Source organism: Streptomyces nigrescens, assembly GCF_027626975.1.
GTDB classification, from domain to species: Bacteria; Actinomycetota; Actinomycetes; order Streptomycetales; family Streptomycetaceae; genus Streptomyces; species Streptomyces nigrescens.
The window spans coordinates 8,848,501-8,865,134 of the sequence record NZ_CP114203.1; the positions used below are offsets into that span (position 1 = coordinate 8,848,501).

Annotated in this window: 16 protein-coding genes; 7 read left to right on the forward strand and 9 right to left on the reverse strand. The window is 70.1% G+C overall.

Annotated features, from left to right (window positions below; genetic code table 11):
* Positions 1–238: 238 nt before the first annotated feature.
* The 3 genes from STRNI_RS38165 to STRNI_RS38175 form a co-directional block, all read right to left on the reverse strand.
* Positions 239–1,207 carry a cyclase family protein gene (locus STRNI_RS38165; RefSeq protein WP_277412896.1) on the reverse strand — a complete coding sequence of 323 codons (969 nt, stop codon included), beginning with the start codon at positions 1,205–1,207 and terminating at the stop codon, positions 239–241.
* Positions 1,204–2,634 (reverse strand): FAD-binding oxidoreductase, encoded by a 1,431-nt coding sequence (locus tag STRNI_RS38170; protein WP_277412897.1) that lies wholly within the window; start codon positions 2,632–2,634, stop codon positions 1,204–1,206. The genes STRNI_RS38165 and STRNI_RS38170 overlap by 4 nt, the downstream gene beginning before the upstream one ends.
* A gap of 266 nt (positions 2,635–2,900) precedes the next feature.
* Positions 2,901–3,656 carry a dienelactone hydrolase family protein gene (locus STRNI_RS38175; RefSeq protein WP_277412898.1) on the reverse strand — a complete coding sequence of 252 codons (756 nt, stop codon included), beginning with the start codon at positions 3,654–3,656 and terminating at the stop codon, positions 2,901–2,903.
* Between the two features lie 298 nt (positions 3,657–3,954).
* On the opposite strand from STRNI_RS38175, the gene STRNI_RS38180 reads away from it, so the two are divergent.
* The 3 genes from STRNI_RS38180 to STRNI_RS38190 all read left to right on the forward strand — a co-directional run bounded on the left by STRNI_RS38180 (position 3,955) and on the right by STRNI_RS38190 (position 5,851).
* Positions 3,955–4,410: a hypothetical protein gene (locus STRNI_RS38180; protein WP_266436902.1), complete on the forward strand. Its 456-nt coding sequence runs from the start codon at positions 3,955–3,957 to the stop codon at positions 4,408–4,410.
* 299 nt (positions 4,411–4,709) lie between these two features.
* Positions 4,710–5,480 carry a hypothetical protein gene (locus STRNI_RS38185; RefSeq protein WP_159491429.1) on the forward strand — a complete coding sequence of 257 codons (771 nt, stop codon included), beginning with the start codon at positions 4,710–4,712 and terminating at the stop codon, positions 5,478–5,480.
* Positions 5,477–5,851: a GntR family transcriptional regulator gene (locus STRNI_RS38190; RefSeq protein ID WP_277412899.1), complete on the forward strand. Its 375-nt coding sequence runs from the start codon at positions 5,477–5,479 to the stop codon at positions 5,849–5,851. The genes STRNI_RS38185 and STRNI_RS38190 overlap by 4 nt, the downstream gene beginning before the upstream one ends.
* Positions 5,852–6,007: 156 nt before the next feature.
* Here STRNI_RS38190 and STRNI_RS38195 read toward each other — a convergent pair whose 3' ends face one another.
* Positions 6,008–6,640: a TetR/AcrR family transcriptional regulator gene (locus tag STRNI_RS38195; RefSeq protein WP_277412900.1), complete on the reverse strand. Its 633-nt coding sequence runs from the start codon at positions 6,638–6,640 to the stop codon at positions 6,008–6,010.
* A 304-nt stretch (positions 6,641–6,944) separates the two neighbouring features.
* Here STRNI_RS38195 and STRNI_RS38200 point away from each other — a divergent pair, with 304 nt between their 5' ends.
* Positions 6,945–7,721: an SDR family oxidoreductase gene (locus STRNI_RS38200; protein WP_277412901.1), complete on the forward strand. Its 777-nt coding sequence runs from the start codon at positions 6,945–6,947 to the stop codon at positions 7,719–7,721.
* Between the two features lie 86 nt (positions 7,722–7,807).
* Positions 7,808–8,245, forward strand: coding sequence for an SRPBCC family protein (locus tag STRNI_RS38205; protein WP_277412902.1), 438 nt, complete (start codon positions 7,808–7,810; stop codon positions 8,243–8,245).
* Positions 8,246–8,384: 139 nt separating this feature from the next.
* Here the strand turns inward: STRNI_RS38205 and STRNI_RS38210 are convergent, their stop codons facing one another.
* Together STRNI_RS38210 and STRNI_RS38215 are read right to left on the reverse strand one after the other, a co-directional pair.
* Complete coding sequence (locus STRNI_RS38210) at positions 8,385–8,525, reverse strand: hypothetical protein (RefSeq protein ID WP_277412903.1); 141 nt, start codon at positions 8,523–8,525, stop codon at positions 8,385–8,387.
* Positions 8,526–8,576: 51 nt separating this feature from the next.
* Positions 8,577–8,747, reverse strand: coding sequence for a hypothetical protein (locus tag STRNI_RS38215; protein ID WP_164764554.1), 171 nt, complete (start codon positions 8,745–8,747; stop codon positions 8,577–8,579).
* A gap of 466 nt (positions 8,748–9,213) precedes the next feature.
* Between STRNI_RS38215 and STRNI_RS38220 the strand changes: the two genes are divergently transcribed.
* Complete coding sequence (locus tag STRNI_RS38220; protein ID WP_277412904.1) at positions 9,214–11,139, forward strand: M28 family peptidase; 1,926 nt, start codon at positions 9,214–9,216, stop codon at positions 11,137–11,139.
* 20 nt (positions 11,140–11,159) lie between these two features.
* Positions 11,160–13,199, forward strand: coding sequence for a M36 family metallopeptidase (locus tag STRNI_RS38225; protein WP_148588207.1), 2,040 nt, complete (start codon positions 11,160–11,162; stop codon positions 13,197–13,199).
* 150 nt (positions 13,200–13,349) lie between these two features.
* On the opposite strand, the gene STRNI_RS38230 is transcribed toward STRNI_RS38225, so the two are convergent.
* The 3 genes from STRNI_RS38230 to STRNI_RS38240 form a co-directional block, all read right to left on the reverse strand.
* Positions 13,350–13,628, reverse strand: a complete 279-nt coding sequence (locus STRNI_RS38230) for an antibiotic biosynthesis monooxygenase family protein (protein ID WP_159491439.1) — start codon at positions 13,626–13,628, stop codon at positions 13,350–13,352.
* A 234-nt stretch (positions 13,629–13,862) separates the two neighbouring features.
* A complete protein-coding gene (locus tag STRNI_RS38235) occupies positions 13,863–14,453 on the reverse strand; it encodes a DUF2867 domain-containing protein (protein WP_159491441.1) in 591 nt (196 codons plus the stop codon).
* Positions 14,454–14,648: 195 nt separating this feature from the next.
* Positions 14,649–16,634 carry a fumarylacetoacetate hydrolase family protein gene (locus STRNI_RS38240; RefSeq protein WP_277412905.1) on the reverse strand — a complete coding sequence of 662 codons (1,986 nt, stop codon included), beginning with the start codon at positions 16,632–16,634 and terminating at the stop codon, positions 14,649–14,651.

A 16,634-nucleotide genomic window follows, 5' to 3' on the forward strand; every position in this document is an offset into this window, starting at 1 on the left:
ATGCCACGATGGCCACCCGTACGTCGGAGCAGCTGTCCCGTTTGATCCAATTGTAGAGCTTTGTACTTCTGGCGGAACTGATCGCGGACCCGGGGGAGAACCGGGCGGCCGGACACCTTCCGCGACCCGGCCACGCGGTCCGACCGGACGGAGATCACGGGCAGGCCGAAGCGGCGATCATGGCCGTGACCTGGCCTCCAGCGGGTCGCCCGGTAGACGGTCCGGTGACCGCCGGCCGTCACAGGACCGCGACCGGAGTGACGGGCGAGCCGGTGCCGCCGGGGATGTTCAGGGGAGCTACCAGGAGTAGGAACTCGTAACGGCCCGTCTCGGCGCTCGCGGCGGAGAGCACCTCCAGGTCGAGGTTGTCCAGGAGCGGCACCCCCATCGCGGCGACGGCGAGCGCATGCACCGGAGAATGCAGGCCGTCGACCGGCGAGGGCCGTACATCGCTGTCACCGTCGCCGCCGAGCAGGGCGATGCCGCGCTCGGCCAGCAGCGGCATGGCGTCCACATGCAGGCCCGCGCTCGCCGCGCCGGTGTCCCAGGCACCCAGTTCCTGGCGGCGGCGGACAGCGCCGGACCGCAGCAGCACCGCGTCGCCCTCGCCGATCGTCACCTCCAGCGCCCGCTCCGCGGCAAGGAGGTCCGCCGCGTGCACCGCCTGTCCGGGCTCCAGCCAGCCGACCCCGAGAACGAGGGGCAGGTCGAGAAGCACCCCCTTGGTCACCAGCGGACCCAGCGCCGAGACGGCGCCGAACCGCGCACCTCCGGCGTCGATGCACTCCTGCGCCGCGCGGCCGTCGTAGAGCCGCCCGCGGTAAGCGACATGGGAGAGCGCGTCCAGATGACTGACGGCCTTGCCGTGGTAGTCGACGGCGATGAAGTCCTTGTGCGTGGCGGGCTCAGGAGGCTCGACGTCACCGAGATCGGACATGTAGTGCAGGGCGGGCTTGCTGTTGTCCGGGCCGGGTGCCGTGTCCCAGGGACGTGCCATCGGGACGAGCGTGCCGGACCGGACCAGCGCGGTGGCCCGCCGTACGTGCTCCGGGGTCACCCGGTTCCAGGCACCGCGGTCGGCAGCGGCCCAGCGGCCCCACGTACGGACCGCCGCGAACAGCGCGTCGAACTCCTGGCGGGACACGGCGGACCCCTTGCCGGTACCGGCCGGCGGGGAAGCCGGAGAGTCGCCGGGATTGCCGGTCACGTGTGGGTGACCGCTTGCGGGAAGTCGAAGACCCGGTCCGGGTCGTACTCGTACGCGACAGTGCGCAGGCGCTCCAGATTCGGGCCGTAGTAGGCCTTTGCCCAGTCAGGGAGGGTCGGATCGATGTAGTTGATGTAACCGTCCTTGATGCCCTGGTCCGCAAGTCCCGCCACGACCTGGCCGACGCTGCGCGTCACCGCGGCTTCGGACGCCGCCGTCGCGCTCGCATAGATCTGGGCGGTGGCGAAGGCCTTGCGGTGCGGGAACGCGGTCTGCTGGACGTCCACATCGGCCACCGCACCACCGAGGGGATCGAGGATGAGATCCATCCCCAGGCGGTCTTTGAGCAGGCTGACAACGGCGCCCGGATTGGCGGCGTGCGAGGTGAGGACCCGCGACGAGGCGACGAACGACTGCCGGTCGGGGCTGCCGGAGAAGAAACGCATGGCCTTGAAGTAGTCGCGGTCCTCGACCCTTCGCAGGTCGGGACGCACATCGGCGCGCGTGACCAGGTCGTTCAGCAGGGGATTGCAGGCGCTGCTCGGCCCGACGAAGCAGCCGGCCACCTTGCAGCGCGGTATGGCCCCGCCCGACACATTGAGGTTGGCCCACAGCTCGCGCGGCGCGGCCGTGATCCACGGCTGCCACGCGGTCAGCATCTTCGTTACACTCCCCGCCGGGAAGTCGAGCCGGAACACCGTCAGCGCCGGAGCCGGGTCGGTCGCGAAGGTGAACTGTGTGACGACCCCGAAGTTGCCGCCGCCGCCACCGCGCAGGGCCCAGAACAGATTCGGATTCTGCGTGGCCGAGGCGGTCAGCGTCCTCCCGTCCGCGGTGACGACCTCGGCGGACACGAGGTGGTCACAGGTGAGCCCGAACTTGCGTTGCAGCACGCCGATTCCGCCACCCAGGGCCACCCCGGCGATGCCGACGGTGAAACAGGAGCCGCCGGGCAGACAGCGGTTGGCCTGGCCGAGCGCGGTGTAGACAGCCTGCAGTGTCGCGCCGGCGCCGATGGTGGCGGTGCCGTCCGGATGGGCCCGCACGGTCGACAGACGCCGGAGATCAAGGGTGAGGCCGCCGTGCGGAGCCGAGTAGCCGACATAGGAGTGCCCACCGCTACGGGCCGCCAGCGGCACCCGGTTCGCCGCCGCCAGCACCGCCTCGCGGACATCGCCCACCGACGCGCACTGCGCCACCGCCGCGGGCACCAGGTCGTCATTGAGCGGGTTGAAAAGCTTCCTGGCAGTCTCGAACCCGGCGTCTCCCGGCCGCAGTAGCGCGCCGGTCATCCGCCGGCGCAGGCCGTCCCAGTCCACATTGTTCCTGACGGCGGCCGCCCGTCCGGCGGCTCGGGGGGAACTCTCCTCGCCTTCCCGAGCCTCGGTGCCGGCCCCGGATGCGTGGAACAGAGGGTCCCGCGCCATGGTCACCATCTCCCTCTGGAGAGGCCAGGTATGCGGGTGCGTGCCCGTTTTGATACGGACAATTTCACGCTAACACGGGGTGAGGGGCCCCTCCAGTTGACGGCCGTAGGTCTCGGATCGGCAGGTCAGGGCTGGTTGGCCTGCAGACGGGCCGGAGCGCGCGGGCCGGTGAGATGGCGGCGAACACGGACCGGAGCGCAGGGCTGTCGGCGCCGTGGGCGGCGAGGGTGGCCCTTCGGGCTCCCACCGCCCGCCTGGCCCGTCGGTCAGAGCCGACGGCCGAAGAGCTCCAGCAGATTGTGCCAATGACGCTGGTCCGCCACGGAGTTGTACGCGGCGGTGTCGGCCTGGGTGTAGCCGTGCTGGGCGCCCTCGTACAACTCGCTGCGGTAGGAGACGCCCTCGGCGTCCAAGGCCCGCTCCAGGCTCGCGATCTGGTCGGCCGACATCAAATGATCGTGGTCGGCGTGGCCGAAGTACAGCTCCGCCGTGCTGCGGCCGGCGAGCCGGTGCGGGCTGTCCTCGGCATCGGTGGCCAGACGGCCCGCGTGGAAGGAGGCCGCGGCTCCGATGCGGTCGGGGTGGGCCGCGGCGGTGCGGATTGCGAGCACACCGCCCATGCAGTAGCCGGTGGTGCCCACCGGCCCGTCGGTGACCAGGGGTGAGGCGGCCAGCCAGTCCAGGTAGGCGCCGGCGTCCCGCATCGCCAGTTCCGGGGTGAGGGCCTGCATGCCCGGGGAGAGCTTCTCGAAGATCTCCGGCAGATGGGAGGGGGCGATGAATTCGGGCAGGTCCACCACGGGCGCACGCCCCGCGCGGTACAGGACGTTGGGCACCAGCACCGTGTAGCCGTGCCCGGCCAGACGCCTGGTCAGCTCCTTCAACGAGGGGCGCAGTCCGAACGCGTCCATGTACAGCAGGACCCCGGGGTGCGGCTTGCCGTCGTCGGGATGAGCGAGATAGGCGTCGGCGACGCCGTCCGGGGTGGGGATGTCCAGGGATGCACCGTGCACGCTCGTCATGTCCACACCTTTCCTCGGGCTCCCGGGGGACGCACGAGGGCGGCCGCCCGTCCGCCGGTGATCACGCCGGCGGATTCCACACTAATCGTCGTGGGTGAGCTTCGAGGAGCACGGCATCCGCCAAGGAGAGGTGTGCGCGGGCCACGCGAGGGTGCAGGCACAGTTGAGGCGAGGGAGGGTACGCATCTCCGGCCCGCCCTCACCCCCGCCGATCTGTCGAGAGCCCACCACGGACGCCCCGTAAGACTGTCCATGCACGCACAAGTCCCTTGTGTTTCCCCCGTGTTGGAATCCAGACATGGCCACTACCTCTGCTGGACCACCCCTGTCACCCTCTTCGAACGAGCCCTCTGACCGGCTGCGGGCCGAGCTGGAGCGGTTATGTGACGAAGCGATACGCCAGAAGGGCCTCGCTCACCGCAGGGCCGATTTCTGGGTCAAGGTCGATATCGCACTGGGTTTCCCCGCGGCGCTCCTCGCCGGCGTCTCCGGAGCCGCGGGGCTGGCCTCGGCGGACGCCCGTATTCCCGCGGCGTTGATGGCGCTGGTCGCCGCGGGGTGTGCGGCGGGGGCGGGCTTCCTCCGCGGTGACAGCCGGCGGGTGGCCAATAAACGTGCCCGCCAGGCATGGGCCTCCGTCGAGGCCGCGGCCCGTATGAAGCTGGCAAAGGACCGAGTGGTCCCCGAGGACCTCGGCGAGGTGCTGGAGTGCCGCCAAGTCGCGCTGGCGGCATACGAAGGGGACGATTCCTAGCCCGGCGCGGTCCGGTTCCGCCCGGCCCGGCCCCGGCGATTCCGGGCCGATGGCCGCATACGGGGACTCAGTGAGTGGCTGTGACCAGCACTTTCCCAACAGGCCCAGGGGCGCAGGGGCGCGCTGTGAAGTGCCGGCACATGGCACCCCTCACCCCAACTTGTATCGAGTCATTGACACAAGATGCCACGCCGAGGCATCTTGTACTTACCACTTGATACAAGCAGGGCTTGCGGAACGCGGTGTCCGCTACCGCCGGGCGCAAGCCGCGCAGCCGTCACCACTCACTGGGGACCCCTATGCTCGACACCGAACGGCCCGCATCCCGCCTCCGTGCCCGCGCCGACCGCTACGCCCGCTGGGCCGGCTTGGCCATGGGCGTCGTGGCCGCACCGCTGTGGGCCACTGTGGACGTCACCAACTACCCCCTCAGCAGCTTCGACGCCGGTGTGCCCTTGGCGAGCTTCGTCACCGCTTTCGGCCTGTGCGCGGTGGGCGGCGTGCTGCTCGGCGACGCCCTCACCCCCCGCCCCCGGGAAGCGGTGCGCACCGCCAGTCTCACCCCGCGCCGGGTCCGAGACCACGTGCCGCCCCGAATCACCCTTGCGCTTCTCCTCCAGGCGGCATTCCTCGTCGTGCTGGTGGGCATCGGGGCTGCCACGTCCTCCCTCGACGCCATCTACCGGGTGAGCGTGGCTATCACGGACGGCTGCGACGGGACCGAACCCCCCGTCAGCCTCTGGCCCGGCATCCTCTTCGGCAGGCAGATCCTCGGCTCTCTCGCCCTCGGTACCGTCGCCTGCGCCTGGGCCCTGCGCCGTGTCGCCCACCGTGCGGGCGACGACCAGCAGCGCCGCGACCGCTCGTGGGCGATCACCGCGGCCTGGGGGGTGCTGGTCTCGACCCAGCTGCTGCTTGTCGTTCTGATGACCGCCCCCTGGCTGGCGCACTGCGCGAGCACGGTGGGTACCGTCATCGCCGTGGTGATCTACCCCCTGGGGCTACTGGCCCTCTGCACCCTGGCATGGTCCCTGTTCGCCGTGGTGGTGCCCCGGGCGGCCCGACGATGACCGGGCCCGTCGTCCGCGTCGACACCACCGGCCCGGTGCCGCCGTACGAGCAGATCCGCGCCCAGCTGGCCGCCCTGATCGCCACCGGTCAACTGACCGAGGGCGAACGCCTGCCGACCGTGCGTCAGCTCGCCACCGACCTGGGCCTGGCACCGGGTACCGTGGCCCGCGCATACCGTGAGCTGGAGACAGCCAAGCTGATCCACACCCGCCGTGGGGCAGGCACCCGGGTCGCGGCACTCCCGTCCGAACCGCAGCAGCCTGATCCGGCCCAACTCGCCCGGCTGGCCCGTGACTTCGCCTCGGCTGCCCGCGCCCTGGGCGCCGACACCGAAGCCATCCTGACCGCCGTCCGCAAGGCCTTGGAGTAAGGCCTGCCCGATGGGGCGGAGTGGAGGCCGCGCCGACTGGTGGGGATGCTTCGGCACCAATGGGGCCGCGCGGCCGTTCAGGCGTGGGGGAGAGGAGCCGTCAGCATGCCGGCCCTGAGCCCTGACCCATAGGCCAGGCTCTCGTGGGCGTGCTGACTACTTGTCGGCGGATGGCTCGGGCTCCGCCTGGAGTTCGTCGAGCCGTAGAAACGCCAGCGCCCGGCGCATCAGGTCGACGAATTCCTCGGGCTCGTCCTGCCAGGCCCAGTACTCCATGGTGACGGTGAACGCATCCAGCACCGCGGTGGTCAGCAGCCGCACTTCGAGGCCGTCGGGAGAGGCGCCCGTGCGGGACGCCAGCGCGGGCGCGAGCCGTTCCTGCATCTCCCGCCCCGCCGCGAGCCAGCGCATCTTCAGGACGGGGACGGTTCCCAGGACCCGGATCAGCCGACGGGCGCGGGCGGTGTCCTCCAGGCGCCGCTCGGCCGTCTCCGTTCCGAAGGACGCCTCGATGGCGGCGCTGAGCGGCTCTTCGGCCGGATGTTCCGCGAGGACGTCCACGAGTTGGCCGACGCTGGAGGCGAAGAGGGGGGTGAGGGCGTCCTCCTTCGCCGGGCAGTAGCGGTAGAAGGTGCGCAGGGAGATGCCCGCGGCCGAGGCGATGTCCTCGACCGTCGTCGTGTCGTAGCCACGGTCGGCGAACAGGGCCGCCGCGGCCTCCGCGATCTCCAGCCGCGTCTGAAGGCGCCGTTGTTCCGTCAGGGACGGACGGCCTCGCGCTGCCGTCATGGTGTGCTCCTTGCCGTGCTTCAGCTCGGCCTTTATTCTCACAGAGAATTATTGGCATGTCATGCCAGAAAAGGCGTATGTTGATCAACGGCTGATCAGGAGCCGCTCGTTCAGCGGTCGGCCCGTCCGCCGTGCCCGTGCTGTCGCGCTGTCCCTGCGTACCCGCGCGCCGGTGGGGGCCCCGCGCGGGCAACGGCGATGGCCGGTCGATGACCGGTGATCGGCGATCGACGGCGTACGGTCCACGGCCGACGCGCGGTGATCAGCGACCGGAGAACGTCCAGCGTCAGCGAAGGAGCCGACCATGTCCCGCACTTACCTCATCACCGGAGCTGCCTCCGGCATCGGCAAGGCCACCGCCACCCGGCTCAAGGAGCAGGGGCACACGGTCATCGGCGCCGACCTCAAGGACGCCGATATCGTCGCGGACCTCGCCACCCCCGATGGCCGGGCTCATCTGGTCCAGCGCGCAGGCGAGTTGAGCGGTGGGCGGCTCGACGCCGTGATCGCGGGCGCCGGCCTCGCCGGTTTCGAACCGCGCGCCGTCAGCGTCAACTACTTCGGCGCGGTCGCCACGTTGGAGGGGCTGCGCCCCCTGCTGGCCGCCGGTACGGACCCGCGCGCCGTCGTCATCGCCTCGGTCGCCTCCGTCCACCCGCACGACACGGCCATCGCCGACGCGGCGCTCGCCGGTGACGAGGAAGCGGCGCTGGCCGCCGCCCAGGCAGCGGTCGACCGGGGAGAGGGCTATGCGATCTACGGCTCGACCAAGGCTGCCATCGCCCGATGGATACGCCGTACCGCCGTGACCGCCGACTGGGCGGGCGCCGGTATTCCCCTCAACGCCATCGCCCCCGGAACCGTCGTCACCCCCATGACGGAACCCATGCTGGCCAGCCCCGACATGCGCAAGATCGTTGATGCGACGGTCCCCATGCCGCTGCACGGTCACGCCCAGCCGGAGCAGATCGTGCCCCTTCTGACCTGGCTCACCTCTCCCGGGAACGAGCTGGTCACCGGCCAGGTCGTCTTCATCGACGGCGGCGCCGACGCCGTACTGCGAGGCGACGGCACTTGGTGAGCCGCCGACGGAAGCGGCCGATCAGATACCCCCGCAGTCACAGCCATCCGCAGTCATCGCCATCCGCAGCCATCGGAGGCCCATCCGTGCACACACTTACCCGTACCACCGTCGTCACCGCCGACCCCGATGCCGTCTGGCGGGTCATCGGAAAGTTCGGGGGCCTCGCCGACTGGCACCCCCTGCTCCCGCCGTCGGTGATCGAGGACGGCGCCGATCCCGAGACGCCCGGGGCGGTCCAGGCGTTCTCCGTCAACGGCCAAGTCGTCATCCGGGAACGGCTCCTGGAGAAGGACAACTCGCGCCGGATGCTCCGTTACACCATCCACGAATCAGCAGTCCCCGTCTCCGACTACGTCTCCACGCTGTCCGTGCACCCGCACCAGGCGGGTGCCGAGATCCGCTGGGCCGCGACATACGAGGCCGCCGACGCACTCGTCCCCGAGATCGAGAAGCAATTCGGCGACAACATCTACGCCACCGGCCTGGACGCCCTCAAAGAACGCTTCGCCCTACCCGTCTGAGGGCTGCCCCGCAATCCTCTGGCGGCGCACGACGGCAGCTTCGGCACTTCCCCGGTTCACGCCGGGAGGTGCCCCTCGCCGCGTTGTCGGGACCTCCGGATGCGCCCAGTATCCGGAGGTCCCTCCTACGGGGCGGCCCTCAGTCGACGCCGTCCCGTTCGGCCGGCTTCTTGAGGGTCAGGGGCTGTTTGCGCATCATGACGAGATCACCGCAGGCGAGAAGCCTGCGACGGAGTCTGTGGGCGGGGGACCGCGTGGCCTCGGCAACGACCTTCACCACCAGGCGGCAGCCGTTTCTCTACCGCGGCTGACCGCGCCCGGCCGCCGAAGATCAGTTGTGGCCGAACTTCCGCTGGGCCTTGTGGGCGACGTGCTTCGTCATCGACTGCTCCGGCTCCTGCGGGGTCGATGCCTTCGCCTTTTCCTTCGCTTCCGCGGCGGCGCTGCGTTCATGGCCGCCGGTGCGGGCGCCGCGATTCTGCCGGCTCTGTTTCTTGCCCACGGTCGTGCCTCCTGGCGGATCTCGAACGATGAACCGGTACCAGACTTGCATGCGCGTAAGAAGAGTGCATTTCGGAGTGCATTTCGGGCGGACGGTGGATGCCGGTAGCCATCAATCGGCGTCGCGTAGCGGGCGTGATGACAGGGAGGAAGGAGGCGGAGGGAGAGCAGGAAGCCCCGTAAGCAAGCCCGGGTTGGGGCATCGCTCTGCCTTCGACGAACCGCGCCTGACGAGGCGTCATGCGGCGAATGTGATCAATGGCGGGGACGTGCGCGAGGAGGTCCGACTCAGGATGCGAGAACGCGTCAGCCCACGGACAATGGAGAGGGCGGGGCTTTCGTAGCAGCGCGCACGCAGCCGCAGCCGTAGCCCGCTTTGCACGCTTGCACGCCCCACGAATACGGGGCCCGGGTTCGGGGCACCGCGGAGCCCGGTCGGGGGCGCGCTCTTTTACGGAGGCGCCGAGATGCCCGTGCTCTTCTTCGATATCGGTGAAACGCTCGCGGACGCGAGCATCGGGGCCGACGGCTCTTTGACTCTCCGCCCACGGCCCCGTGTTTTCGAAGTTCTCGACGCGTCAGCGGGCATGCGGAAAGGCATCATTTCGAACCCGGGCACGGGGGAGGCGGCGCGCGCCCGCGCGGTGGCGGCTTTGCATGCGGCCTTTGCGGGCCGTTTCACGGACGAGGGCCTTCTTCACTGGGGTGAAAAGACCTCTCGCGGGATCTTCGACGGCGCGGTGGCGAGCGCGGGCGTCGGGGCCGACGACTGCGTCTTCGTGGGCGAGGATCCGGATGAGCGTGCGTTCGCCCGCGAAGCGGGAATGCGGGCCGCCCCGCACCCGGTCTTCACGTTCGCCGCCGTCGAGGGCCGCCCGGTGTTCTGGGCACGCATCGAGGTGCCGGCGGACCGGAGTCTGGCCGACCTTGAGGCGATCGCGCACACCGGTGAGGTCGTTCCGGTCCATGTGGCCTCCGCCCACCTCGTCCTCGTCATGGCGACCGCGCGGGGTGTGGCCGCACTTGAGCAGGGCGGGTTCACGGCCGACCTGCGGGGCGAGGTGGCGGAGACCACTGCCTTCCTGATGCGCGACGACCGTCCGGTTTCCCTCCCGGAGGCGCTCACCCATGTCTCGGGCACAGCCAAGGAAACGGCGGAGGCCACTCTGCGCGCCGAGTCGGCGTTCACCTTCATCGCGGGCGCACTCGACGGGCCGGAGCAGTCGGTAGCCTCTCTCGGCCCGGCTCCGGGCGGCGTCTATGTCGCCGCCGCGGCCGGCACCCCCATCGAGGACCTGCACATCGCGGAGGCCAAACCCGGGCACACCGAGCGGCTGCTTCCCGACCCGGCTCTCCTCTCCCGGCCGGGCGAGGCCCAAGTCCGGGGATTTGCCGATGAGTTCGCGAACGGGGTGCCCTCTCCGGAGACCGTCGCCGCGGTACGTGCGGCCATCACCCCCGCGGCCATGCGCGGCCACGTCGCCCGTATCTCCGGCATCGACCCGCTCGTCGAGGGCGACCCTTTGAAGGTACGCAGCCGCGACGCGGCGAGCCCGGACAACGCCCTCGTGGTCAGCGCACTCGCCCGCCGGCTCCATGACCTCGGCCTGACGGTCAGACGCCATGAGTTCTCATGGCGGGGGCGCAGGCTCTCCAATGTCGAAGCGGAATTCCCGGTCGCGGCAGCGGACTCCGCCGTGCTCATCACGGCACATCTCGATTCGACCGCGGCCAGGGGCGAGTTCTTCGACAGCAGCGGCCGGCCGCGCCCCTACGACCCCGCCCTGGACCCGGCACCCGGCGCCGACGACGACGGGAGCGGTACGGCGGCGGTCCTGGCCACGGCCGAGTGCCTGAGCGCGATGATCGCCGAGGGCAGGGCACCGGCACGGACCATACGCTTCGTCCTCTTCAACGCCGAGGAGCAGGGCCTCGTCGGCAGCAAGGCCTATGCGCGTGCGGCGGCCGCGGCCGGCGACCGGATCGTCGGCGTGCTCCAGATGGACATGATCGCGGGCTTCCAGGGCGGCACACCCACGATGGAGATCCACACGGGTTCGTCGGTCCCCGGCCCGGTCGTGGGCGCCTCCGACGCGCTCGGGGGTCTCGTCGCCCAGGCCGCCCCGGCGGTCGCGGCCGACTTCTCGCTCCAAGCGCTCGCGGGTTCCGGCGACCCGGCCGCCGGGCGGAGCGATCACGCAAGCTTCCATGAACGCGGTTGGGCAGCTGCCGCCGTCTGCGAGAACTTCTTCGACGACACCGCGCCCGCGACCGGCACCCGGCAGTACCACATGCCGGGCGACACCCTCCTCGACGAGGACCACGACACGGACTACGCCGCCGCGATCGCCCGCACGGTCGCAGCGGCGGCACTCACGCTCGCGGGCCTCTGAACCCTCCCAAGGAGCACGCCATGAGCGTAATGATCGACAGGCGGAACAAGAACTACGACCGCTTGGCCAGTGTCGCCGAAGCCGACGCCTTCCTGGACGACACCGAACGGGTGGCGGCGGAGGTCGACCACACCCTCGTGGCGGACCGCAGCAAAGTGAACCGCTTCACCGGGCATCTGACGGAGCTGAGGGTGACCGGTGCTCCCGGCTTCACCGGCACGGACGAGTCGGTGCCCATGCCCGACAACGGCTATATCGCCCAGGCCAAGCAGTACGTCACGTCGGTCGCCGAGGCGATCGGCTTCGCGGCGGGCGAGCCGGTGGAATTCGAGGCCGACCCGAATGTGATGACGACGAGCGAGGGACTGCGCGTCGTCAGCCTGCAGCAGGTGCTCAACGGCATCGAGGTGTGGGCCATGGCGCCGAAGGTGTGGATGTTCGAGGACGGCACCGTCGACCGGGTCATCGGCGACACGGTGAGCGCACCGGCGACCCTGCCGACCAGACCGGTGGTCCCGGCCGAGGTGGCGCTGCGGGTGGCGGCCGCGAAGGCCGCCGAGCCGACAACGCTCCGCGGAGTCTTCGGCGACGACGAACTCCCGCGCCTCGACATATCGGACGGCTTCGAGCGCCTGTCGCACCAGGCGCGGAACGATCAGCCGATGACGTTCAGCAAGGGACCGTTCGAGGAAGCCGTCCCGGCCCGGCTCGTGTATCTGTACATGGGCGAAGATGCCCGCCTCACCTGGATGTTCACCTTCTCCCGCGAGAAACTGGCCGCTCAGTACCACGCCTTCGTCGAGGCCGACGACCGGACCGCGAACCCGGACGAGCCCGAGATCCTCTACTTCTACGACACGGTCCGGCACGCGGTCGCGGGACGTGTCTTCCAGCGCAATCCGGCCGAGAGCACCTTTGACACCGTCCCGTTCCCCGTGCCCGCGAACGGCTATCCGACCGTGGTGTCCGCGGGGTTGCCCGCCGGCTTCCCGCTGCCCTGGGCAGAGACCCACAACGGGAAGGTGTCGACCGAGGGCAACAACGTACGCGCGCTCAATGGGAAGACCCGCCGGCCCGTCGAGGTCACGATCGACGCCGAGGGCAACAGCCTCTTCGACCCGCCGCAGGACAGCCCCGAGCAATTCGTCACCAACATCTTCTACTTCTGCAATTTCGCCCACGACCTCTTCATGATGCTCGGCTTCACGGAGGACCAGGGCAACTTCCAGACCACGAACGTGACGGGCCTGGGAAGGGGGGCGGACCCCGTCCGGGCCCTCGCGCACCCGGGGGCGGTGTTCGGTACGGCCAACATGGCCACCCGGGCCGACGGCCTGGAAGCCGTGATGAACATGGGACTGGTCACCGACACCGGCCGCCACACGGCCGACGACTTCGACGTCGTCCTCCACGAGTTCTGCCACGGGGTGTCGAACCGTCTCGTCGGCGGCCTGTTCGACGCGAACGGCCTCGAGGAGGACCAGTCGGTCGCGATGGGTGAGGGCTGGGGAGACTACTTCGCCCTCACCACCAGGAACTTCTCGAACCCCCAGGAACGCGATGTGGTCGGCAACTGGGTGGTCAACAGCTCGAAAGGCATCCGGCAACGGCCCTATGACTCGCAGTACCCCGGCGCCTTCGGAGACATCGGCAAGGGGCAGGGAGAGGTCGCGGGCGCCGGCAACCGCGATCTGACCTACCAGGAAGTCCATGACGTCGGCGAGATCTGGTGCGCGGCACTCATGGAACTGACCCGCAAGGTCGCCACCGCCCTCGACAACAAGGAGCGGGGCTACCAGGTGACATGGCAGGCGGTCGTCGACGGCATGAAGCTGACACCGAAGAACCCCTCGTTCCTCGTGGCACGCGACGCCATCCTGCGGGCCTTCAAGGCGATGAAGGGCGGACCGCTGACCAGTACCGAGTACACCGCAGTGCGGAACGCCGCCTGGAAAGCCTTCGCACGGTACGAGATGGGCTTCGACGCCTCCTGCCCGAACGCCACCTTCACGGGGTGCCGGGGTGGCACGGCGATGCCGCCGGCGGGGCACGAGGACTAGGGGCGACACCGCCAGCCCCTGCCGGTCACGGGAGTGCCCGTCCGGGATCCGCCCGCCCGATAGGTGATGCGGGCGAGCGGGCCCCCGACGGCGGGCCGCTTCAGATGCGCGGTAACTGCCGTGGCTGCGCGTCGAGAGAGAGAAGTGACATCAGCACGCCGCGAGCCGGACGATCTCGCGCGGGCGCGATTCACGCTCGTCAAAGGCGAGGTCCAGTCCTGCCGCCGCGACGGTGGCGAAGGAGGCGGCGGAGGCTTCCTCGGATTCCCATTGCACGATCGACACCACCGCGTCGGCGGATACCCAGCACTCAGCCGAAAGGCATCCCGGGGTCCGCAGGAACACCTCGCGGACTTGATGGACGCGCGAGATGAACTCCTCACGGTAAGCGGCGTGCGGATAGTGGCTCGCTACCATTCCGACCTTCATGATGCTCTCCTTGGCGATGCTCGATGGTGGGTCTTTGGTCTCGGTTGTCAGCGGTTTCTGAGCGGGGCCATTCGGTGGTGCGGGGCCGGTGGCGGAGGCGCCCGTCCAGAGGGCTGGTGTCGTGGCCGGCCGGTCCGGGTGACGCCCTCGCGGACGGTGGGGACGACGCGGACGGCGGGGACGGCGCGGACGGTGTGGGTGCCGTCGGCCGATGTGGACTCCGGCCGGAACCAGCTATCCCGCACGCCGGTCTTCGTCCCGGCTCCGCCACGCGCGTCCGATCTTCCGCATCAACGCCGGATCCACGATCAGATGTCGGAGCGGCCTGATCACGGCCATGTAGGCCTTCCCGAAAAGGCCGTTCGGCTTCACCAGGACAGCCATCTGACCGCGGTAGCCACCGGACTCGTCCGGTACCCAGCCGATGTGCATCACCGCGTGCACGGTCCGGTTGGCCACCTCCGCCGCCCACTCGTTGTCCGTCAGATAGACGGGGGTGAGCGGGACCGCTCGGAAGCCCGGTCCGGGCGGTGCGTCGCGGAGATCCGCCGGCAGCCTGTCGCGCAGACTCTGCACCCGGGCGCCGATACCGGAGCCGGGCCGATCCCAGCCGAGCAGTGTCCCGAGCTTCCAGCGGAGTGCGAAGAGCGTGCGGGTGGCTCCGGAGAACCGCCCGTTGCCGGAGGTCATTTGCCGCACCAGCCGCGTGAGGTCGTCAGGACCGCCAGGTGTCGGCAGCGCCCAAACGTCCTCGAGCCGGAAGTCGGGTGTGAGGGCGTGGATCCGCCAGGGGTGGGAGGAGTGTGCGGTGTTCGGGAGTTTCATCAGGGGACCGCCTTCAGTTCAGAGGAGTACGTGGCACGGGGGCTGAGCCCGCGCACCCGACGGCGGAGCCGGCCGCGAATGGAGCGTCGTGGTAAGCGGGAGCGGGAGCAGGAGCAGGAGCCAGGCTGGGCGAGGCGGCGTTCCACCGCACTTGCGTACGCCGACGAGGGCGAGTGCGACGATCTGGCCGACGGGTCATGACGGTTCGAACCCGGCTCCGCGGGAGACCACGCGGCCTGCGGACCGTGGGGCACACGACTGCCGACGACTGTCCCACTCGGCCATCAGGGCGAACAGGGCGAACCTGTCGAGCACCGGCTGGTCGGGATGGATCTCGCGATAGCGCCGGTAGATGTTGACCACGACCCGTTCCGCGTCCAGCCAGCCGGTGTACTCGGCCAGATCGGCCCCGAACGCCGCCTCCTGGAAGTCGAGCCCCTTGGCGTAGGCGGCGTCGGCCTGTTCGACGATGTGGCGGAAGTAGTCGCGGACGGCTCGGATTCCGTCGGCATCCGTCACCGGGCCGTGGCCCGGCACCACCGTCGACGCGCCGAGGCCGATCATCGCGTCGCAGGCGGCGATCCAGTTGGCGATGGGGCCGCTCCATACGATCGGAGTGCACCCGATGAACAACAGGTCGCCCGCGAAGAGCACCCCCGCGTCAGGAACGTGCACCACCGTGTCGGCCTCGGTGTGGGCGGGGCCGAGATCGATCAGATGCACCTCGCGACCGCCCACGTCGAGGGTGAGCCGTCGGTCGAAGGTCTGGTCGGGAGTGCGCAGACGGATGCCGCCGAAGTCGAACCGTCCGAAGCGGTCGCGCAGATACGGCGTGAGCGTCGGACCGAGATCCATGACCTGGAGGGCCGCGGTCAGTTCGGGTGCCATTTCGGTGCGCATCTCGTGTGCCGTCCCCTCGGCGGCGATGACGCGCGTCGAGGCGGGAAGCAGCTGACCGCCGTGGGTGTGGTCGCCGTTGGCGTGGGTGAGCACGGCGTGGCTCAGCGGGTTCCGGTCCGTGACCGGCCGCATGCCCGACAGCATCTCGGCGGTCAGCGGCAGATCGTAGAGCGTGTCGACCAGCAAGGAGGCGCCGTCGCCCGCGATGAGCCCCGCATTGCTCCAGCCGTACCCGCCGTCGGGCAGCAGCCACGCCCACACGCCGTCACCGACCTGGTGCAGCCCCTTGGTGTACGGCAGGGCGGAGGCGGCCGGGTTGACCCGCGGCCGACGGGGCTTCGCAGCCGGGTCGTGCCGGGCGGCGAGCGGAGGCGGAGGGGCACTTGCCCGCACGGTCTGCCGGACCTCGCCCAGCCCCTCGGCGCGCAGCGAGACCACATCGCCGTCCTTGAGCCAGCCGCGGAACGCCGCGAGATCGCCGAAATCGAGGTGTTCGGCCAGACAGCAGCCGGGAACGGTGCCCGAGCCGAAGACATCGCCCGGCTGGAGCTCGACTCCGCGGGAGGCGTAGGAGATGACCTCACCGAAGGACCAGTCCATGGAGTCGGTACGGCCCGCGCTGACCGGCTCGCCGTTGACCTCGGCCCGCACCTGGAGCGCGAGCCTGCCGTCCGGGCCGAAGGGCAGCTCGTCGGGCGTGACCAGCCACGGCCCGAGCGTGGACGCGCCGTCCTTGCCCTTCGCCTGGCCGATCTTGAGCTGGCTCTCCAGCCCCTGGAGGTCGCGGGCGCTCCAGTCACAGAAGAGGGTGTAGCCGGCGATATGACCCTCGGCCTGTTCGGGCGTCAGATCGCGCCCCGCGGTGCCGATCACCGCGGCGATTTCCAGCTCGAAGTCGAACCAGGCGCTGCCGGGGGAGATGGGCACGTCGTCGTAGGGGCCGATGACGGTGGCCGGGTTGGCGAAGTAGAAGGCGGGGATCTCGTACCAGACCGGCTCCAGCGCTCCCGTGTCGCCGGCTGCTTTGCGGCAGGCGCGCAGGTGGTCGAGGAAGCACAGGCAGTCCCGTATGGACGGTGGCCTGGGGATGGGGGACTTCAGCGTGACATCGGTGAGCGCGACGACGTCAGCGGGCTCGGTGAGTGCGCGCTCGCCCGCCTGCCGCAGCGCGGGGCCGAGCAGTCCGAGCAGGGAGGTGCCTTCCGGTAACGCATGGATCAGCTCGCCGTTGAGGACGCCGGTCCGGTCGCCGTCGGCCGAGGCGTAGGTGACGAAGCGCAA

Bases quoted from the DNA above. Each gene is read 5' to 3' on its own strand.
- STRNI_RS38170 (WP_277412897.1), bottom strand. From the start codon at position 2,634: ATGGCGCGGGACCCTCTGTTCCACGCATCCGGGGCCGGCACCGAGGCT.
- STRNI_RS38175 (WP_277412898.1), bottom strand. From the start codon at position 3,656: ATGACGAGCGTGCACGGTGCATCCCTGGACATCCCCACCCCGGACGGC.
- STRNI_RS38180 (WP_266436902.1), top strand. From the start codon at position 3,955: ATGGCCACTACCTCTGCTGGACCACCCCTGTCACCCTCTTCGAACGAG.
- STRNI_RS38185 (WP_159491429.1), top strand. From the start codon at position 4,710: ATGCTCGACACCGAACGGCCCGCATCCCGCCTCCGTGCCCGCGCCGAC.
- STRNI_RS38190 (WP_277412899.1), top strand. From the start codon at position 5,477: ATGACCGGGCCCGTCGTCCGCGTCGACACCACCGGCCCGGTGCCGCCG.
- STRNI_RS38195 (WP_277412900.1), bottom strand. From the start codon at position 6,640: ATGACGGCAGCGCGAGGCCGTCCGTCCCTGACGGAACAACGGCGCCTT.
- STRNI_RS38200 (WP_277412901.1), top strand. From the start codon at position 6,945: ATGTCCCGCACTTACCTCATCACCGGAGCTGCCTCCGGCATCGGCAAG.
- STRNI_RS38220 (WP_277412904.1), top strand. From the start codon at position 9,214: ATGCCCGTGCTCTTCTTCGATATCGGTGAAACGCTCGCGGACGCGAGC.
- STRNI_RS38225 (WP_148588207.1), top strand. From the start codon at position 11,160: ATGAGCGTAATGATCGACAGGCGGAACAAGAACTACGACCGCTTGGCC.
- STRNI_RS38230 (WP_159491439.1), bottom strand. From the start codon at position 13,628: ATGAAGGTCGGAATGGTAGCGAGCCACTATCCGCACGCCGCTTACCGT.
- STRNI_RS38235 (WP_159491441.1), bottom strand. From the start codon at position 14,453: ATGAAACTCCCGAACACCGCACACTCCTCCCACCCCTGGCGGATCCAC.